The organism is Aminivibrio sp., assembly GCF_016756745.1.
Classification (GTDB): Bacteria; Synergistota; Synergistia; order Synergistales; family Aminobacteriaceae; genus Aminivibrio.
The window spans coordinates 1-5,664 of sequence record NZ_JAESIH010000093.1 but is presented as its reverse complement, the minus strand read 5'-3'; the positions used below and the strand labels follow the sequence as shown (position 1 = coordinate 5,664).

General features: G+C 61.7%; 6 protein-coding genes. All 6 read left to right on the top strand.

Features of this window, described 5'->3' with window-relative positions:
• A partial coding sequence (locus tag JMJ95_RS13720) for a (2Fe-2S)-binding protein (RefSeq protein ID WP_290686469.1) occupies positions 1–266 on the top strand: 266 nt, incomplete at its 5' end.
• Positions 263–1,525 carry an FAD-dependent oxidoreductase gene (locus JMJ95_RS13715; protein WP_290686466.1) on the top strand — a complete coding sequence of 421 codons (1,263 nt, stop codon included), beginning with the start codon at positions 263–265 and terminating at the stop codon, positions 1,523–1,525. The genes JMJ95_RS13720 and JMJ95_RS13715, both read left to right, overlap by 4 nt.
• Positions 1,522–1,899 carry a DUF1667 domain-containing protein gene (locus JMJ95_RS13710; RefSeq protein ID WP_290686463.1) on the top strand — a complete coding sequence of 126 codons (378 nt, stop codon included), beginning with the start codon at positions 1,522–1,524 and terminating at the stop codon, positions 1,897–1,899. Before JMJ95_RS13715 ends, JMJ95_RS13710 begins: the two co-directional genes overlap by 4 nt.
• A 24-nt stretch (positions 1,900–1,923) precedes the next feature.
• Positions 1,924–2,940: a TAXI family TRAP transporter solute-binding subunit gene (locus JMJ95_RS13705; protein ID WP_290686460.1), complete on the top strand. Its 1,017-nt coding sequence runs from the start codon at positions 1,924–1,926 to the stop codon at positions 2,938–2,940.
• A gap of 74 nt (positions 2,941–3,014) precedes the next feature.
• Positions 3,015–4,997 (top strand): TRAP transporter permease, encoded by a 1,983-nt coding sequence (locus JMJ95_RS13700; RefSeq protein ID WP_290686457.1) that lies wholly within the window; start codon positions 3,015–3,017, stop codon positions 4,995–4,997.
• 15 nt (positions 4,998–5,012) lie between these two features.
• Positions 5,013–5,664 (top strand): lactate racemase domain-containing protein (locus JMJ95_RS13695; protein ID WP_290686454.1); only part of this gene is annotated, 652 nt, incomplete at its 3' end.

Here is a 5,664-nt window from a genome sequence, read left to right as displayed (position 1 = left end):
AGATCATCTGCCGGTGCGAAAAGATCACCAAGCAGGAGATCCTGGACGCCATCGCCAATCCTCTCGGCGCCAGGACGCTGGTGAGCATAAAGTACAGGGCCCGGGCCTCCATGGGCCGCTGCCAGGGCGGATTCTGCGTTCCCCGCATTACGAGGATCCTCCGGGACGAGTTCGGCTGGAAGCCGCAAGACTTCCTGAAGAGAAGCGCCGGTTCGCCCCTGTTCGTGGGCAATGTCCGGCCGGAGAAGGGAGGAGCTGTCCGATGAACGGTGCGAAGCAATCGATTCCCGCGGTGCACAGGGACGTGGTGGTCATCGGCGGCGGGCCTGCCGGACTCGCGGCGGCCATAGCGGCGAAGGAGGCGGGCTGCGGCGACGTTCTGCTCATCGAGCGGGACCGCATTCTCGGAGGCATCCTGAACCAGTGCATCCATGACGGGTTCGGCCTCCATACATTCAAGGAAGCCCTTTCGGGCCCGGAGTATGCCGCCAGGTTCATCGACCGCTTCAGGGAACTCGGCATCGCCGCCATGGAGGAGACTATCGTCCTCTCCCTGTCATCGGACAGGGTCCTGGAGGTGAGCACCCGGGGAACATTCCAGCGCATCGAGGCCGGGGCCGTGATTCTCGCCATGGGATGCAGGGAGCGTACCAGGGGGGCCATCTCCATTCCGGGGCACCGTCCCTCGGGGGTGTACACCGCAGGCGCGGCCCAGAACTTCATGAATCTCGAGAACATCATGGTGGGGAAAAAGGTCTGCATCCTCGGCTCCGGCGACATCGGACTCATCATGGCCCGCAGGATGACCCTGGAAGGTGCGAAGGTGGAGGCGGTCTTCGAGATACTGCCCTATTCCAGCGGCCTTCCCAGGAACATCCAGCAGTGCCTCAACGACTACGGCATCCCTCTCCACCTCAACACCACGGTGACGGACATCGTGGGCAAGGGGCGCCTTGAAGGCATCAGGGTCGCCCAGGTGGGCGAAGACCGGTCCCCCATTCCCGAGACGGAGCGGTATATTCCCTGCGACACCCTGCTGCTGTCCGTGGGTCTTATCCCTGAAAACGAGCTGACCCGGGATGCCGGTGTGGAAATGGATCCCGTGACCGGCGGGGCGGTGGTGGACGATTCCTTCATGACGTCCGTTCCGGGTATTTTCGCCTGCGGCAACGTCCTCCACGTTCATGACCTCGTGGACTGGGTCTCCGTGGAAGCGGCGGAAGCGGGAAAATACGCCGCCTGTTTCGTCAGGGAGGGAAGCTGCGCCCTGCCGAGCCCCATCGGGGTGAAACCGGGGAGCGGTGTCCGGTACACCCTTCCCCAGTCCGTGTCGGGAGAAAGGGACGTGACCCTGTCCCTCCGGGTTTCCGCGCCGTGGAGGGACCGGTGCGTGGTGGTAAAGGACGAAGGCAGGGAGATCGCCAGAAAGCGGGAAATGAGGCTTCACCCGGCGGAGATGATCCGGATCGACCTGAAGAAGGAAACTGTTTCGGGCTGTTCCTCCCTGGAGGTGACGGTTGAATGAGCACGAGAGAATTTACCTGCGTGGTCTGCCCCAACGGCTGCAGCATAGTTGTGGATGTTGACAACGACGAGACTCCCGTCGTTACGAGGGTTCAGGGAAACGTGTGCAAGCGGGGTGAACTGTGGGCCCGCCAGGAGGTGGAAAACCCCATGCGCACCATCGCGTCCAGCGTGCCGGTGCAGCGGGGTGATTTCCCCCTGGCCAGCGTCCGGACAAGCCGCCCCATACCCCTGGCAAAAATACGGGAGGTGATGGAGGAGATCCGGAAGGTGTCAGTGGAAGCCCCGGTGGAGATAGGGGATGTCGTTCTTCCGTCCCCGGCGGGGTGCGATACGGAGGTCATCGCGACCAGGAAGGTTCGGAAAGTCCGTTAGGATTTCCAGACACAAAAGGAGGGAATGAATGTGAGGAAAAGCATCATCGCAGCAGTGGTCGTTCTCGCGCTTGTTTTTGCCGCAGGTCCCATGATCGTCGGCGCCGAGGCCAAGTCCTACCGGCTCAACATCGCCACCGCCACAACGGGCGGAGCCTATTATCCCATCGGCAACGCCATGGCCCAGATCTGGTCCAAGAACATCAAGGAAGTCATCAGGGCCTCCGCACAGTCCACGGCGGGCACCCCCCAGAACGTGGAACTGATGAGGAACGAGGAAGTCCAGATCGCCATCGGCCAGAACGGCATCTGCTACTATGCCTTCAACGGCAAGGGAACCTACGAGGGCAAGCCTCCCTACAAGGAGATGCGGGGCATGTTCACCCTCTATCCCAACGTGATGCACTGGATCGTCCGCAAGGACGCCGGGATCAAGTCCGTCGCCGACTTCAAGGGCAAAAAGTTCGTCCCCGGCCAGGTGGCCAGCGCCACCGAGATCAACAGCCGCGAGATGATGGAAGTGTACGGCCTGAACTACATGAAGGACCAGGGCGAGACCAACGTCACCGCTGATTACCTCGGCTACAACGAAGCGGTGGACCTTATCAAGAACGCCCAGACCGACGGGGCCCACATCGCCGGCGGCGTTCCCACGGCGGCCATCATGGACGTGCTTTCTTCCGGCGCCGGTGAACTCATCTCCATGGAAGAGGACAAGATCAAGGAAATCGTGGAGAAATTCCCCTGGTACTTCCCCTTCACCATTCCGGCAGGCTCCTATCCCAACCAGGACAAGGAAATCAGGACCATCGCCCTGTCCAACATCCTCTTCACCGACGTCCGCCAGGACGAGGAGCTCGTATATCTCCTGACCAAGGCGACCTATGACTTCCACGACGACCTCGTGGCGGCCCACAAGGCAACTGCCTATACGCTGCTGGAGAACTCCCTGAACGGAATGACCATTCCCCTTCACAAGGGAGCGGTGAAGTATCTGAAGGAAAAGGGAGTCAACGTACCGGAGAAGCTTATTGTAGACTAGCACCGGTTGTGTTTTTCAGGGGGAGGGGACGGGCTGTTCCCTCCCCTCATTCGTCCGTGCGGAGGTAATAGGCTGTGACTGATCAGAACGTTAAACTCAACGAGAATCAAGAACCGGCTGTTGACGTAATTTCGGAAGAAGAAGCGGAGAAGGTCCTCGAAAAAGCGGACGCGGAATCCCGGTTCCGGAAATATTCGGGAAAGTGGGCGGCGGTCATAACGGTCATCGCCTTTGCCATGTCCCTGTTCCACCTCTACACCTCGGGCTTCGGGACACTGATGGCCATGAAGCAGCGGAGCGTCCACCTTGCCTTCCTCGTGCTCCTGACCTTCCTTCTGTACCCCGGGTCGAAGCGGGCTCCCAGGGAACGGCCTTCGGTGATTGACTACATCTGGCTCGCCCTTTCCCTGTCGTCGAGCCTGTACATCCTCTTCGCCTTCGACGCCTTCAGCATCCGGGGAACCGCCATAACACCGGACTACGTCATGGGCACCGTCCTCATCGTCTGCATCCTCGAGGCGACGAGGCGGACCGTGGGCAAGGAGCTGATGATTCTTTCCATGCTCTTCCTCGCCTACGGCTACTGGGGGGAATACATTCCCGGCGTCCTCGGGCACACCGGGTTCACCTTCCGGCGCATCGTGTACCAGCTTTTCCTCTCCTCCGAGGGTATTTTCGGCATCTCCCTCGGCGTGTCGTCCACCTACATTTTTCTCTTCATCCTCTTCGGTGCCTTCCTCACCGAGACGGGCATGGGACGGTTCATCAAGGACCTCGCCATGTCACTGGCGGGAAGGACCATCGGCGGCGAGGCCAAGGTATCCATCGTGGCCAGCGGCCTCATGGGGATGATCAACGGAAGCGCCGTGGGCAACGTGGCGGCCACCGGAACCTTCACCATTCCCCTCATGACCGGCGCCGGCTTCAAGCCCGTCTTCGCATCTGCTGTCGTCGCCGTGGCGGGAACGGGAGGCATGATCATGCCCCCCGTCATGGGCGCGGCGTCCTTCATCATGGCCGAGTTTCTCGGGGTCCACTATGCCAAGATCATGCTGGCTGCGGCCATCCCGGCGGTGCTCTACTACCTTGCCGAGTACGCCGTCATCCACATCGAGGCCGTCAAGATGGGCATGAAGCCCATCCCCAGGGAAGAGATCATCCCCATCAGAAAGGTCATGAGGGAGCGGGGACACCTGCTCGTTCCCATCATCGTCATCGTGTACCTCCTGCTCATCGGCCGGACACCTCTTTATGCGGCTTTCTACGGCATTATCGCCTCGGTGGGCGTGAGCTTCATCACGAAGGAAACGCGGCTTACCTGGAAGTCCTTCCTCAAGGCAATGGAATCGGGCGCCCGGCAGAGCGTGGGCGTGGGCATCGCCTGCGCCGTGGTGGGCAACATCATCGGCATCACCAACCTCACCGGCCTGGGGCTCGTCCTGGGCGACAACATCGTCTCCCTCGCGGGAGGCAGCATCCTCATCACCACCTTCCTCACCATGATCGTCTGCGTCATCCTGGGCATGGGGCTTCCCACGACGGCCTGCTACATCGTCACCGCCACCATCGCGGCCCCCGCCCTTGTGAAGCTCGGTGTGAACCCCCTGGCGGCCCACATGTTCTCCTACTACTTCGCCTGCCTTTCCAACCTGACGCCTCCCGTGGCCATCGCATCCTACGGAGCGGCGGGCCTGTCGGGGCAGAGCCCGTCGGCAGTGGGCTGGACGGGATTCCGGATTTCCCTCGCGGGATTTCTCATCCCCTTCACCTTCATCTACAATCCGGACCTGCTGCTCGTGGGAGGGGATTACTTGTCCATCGCCCTGTCTACCGTGACGAGCCTGGTGGGCGTCATCGCCCTCGCGGCATCACTGCAGAATTATCTCTATGTGCCGATGAACGTCCTCCAGAGGCTCGGCATGTTTGTCGGCTCGCTGCTGCTCATTTTCCCCGGCGCCGTGACGGACGCGGCAGGAGTTGCCCTTGCGGCGGGCGTGTTCCTCTGGCAGAGGTCCCAGCGAAATGCCGCCGGTTCCGGTCGTGGGCTGCCCCGCTGAAGGAGGTCATGTGCTGTGAAAACGAAACTGAAATGGGGAAGGGAGGATATCTTCCTTTCCATCCCCGACAAAAACGTTCTGGCGGTGCTCGAACCCTCCGGTGGGGAGCCCGTGGCCGACCTGGCCGCCGAGGTTGCCGGGCTTGTGAAGCGCCCCACGGCGGGGCCGTCCCTGGAGGAAATCGTCTCCACCCATAAACCGGAGACGGCGGCTATCATCGTCAACGACATGACCCGGTCAACCCCCACGGCCGAGATGCTTCCTCCCCTGCTGGAGGAGCTGGAGCGGCTGGGTGTCCCCTCCTCGGGGATCGCCATAGTGGTGGCCACGGGAACCCACCGTCCCATGAGCGACGACGAAACGAGGCAGACCGTCGGGGATGCCGTCTTTTCCAAATACCGGGTGGAGAACCACGACTGCGATTCCCCCGATCTCGTGGACATGGGAACCCTCTCCACCGGCAACCGGCTGATGATCAACAGGACCGTGGCAGAGGCCGATCTCAGGCTCGCCATCGGCGAAGTGCTCCTGCACTACTATGCCGGGTTCGCGGGAGGGCGGAAAAGCATCCTGCCCGGAGTGGCGGGCCGGGAAACCGTCATGACGAACCACCGTATGATGACAGCCCCGGGGGTGGGCATCGGCGTGGTGGACGGCAACGTCCTCA

Bases quoted from the DNA above. Each gene is read 5' to 3' on its own strand.
- JMJ95_RS13715 (WP_290686466.1), top strand. From the start codon at position 263: ATGAACGGTGCGAAGCAATCGATTCCCGCGGTGCACAGGGACGTGGTG.
- JMJ95_RS13710 (WP_290686463.1), top strand. From the start codon at position 1,522: ATGAGCACGAGAGAATTTACCTGCGTGGTCTGCCCCAACGGCTGCAGC.
- JMJ95_RS13705 (WP_290686460.1), top strand. From the start codon at position 1,924: ATGAATGTGAGGAAAAGCATCATCGCAGCAGTGGTCGTTCTCGCGCTT.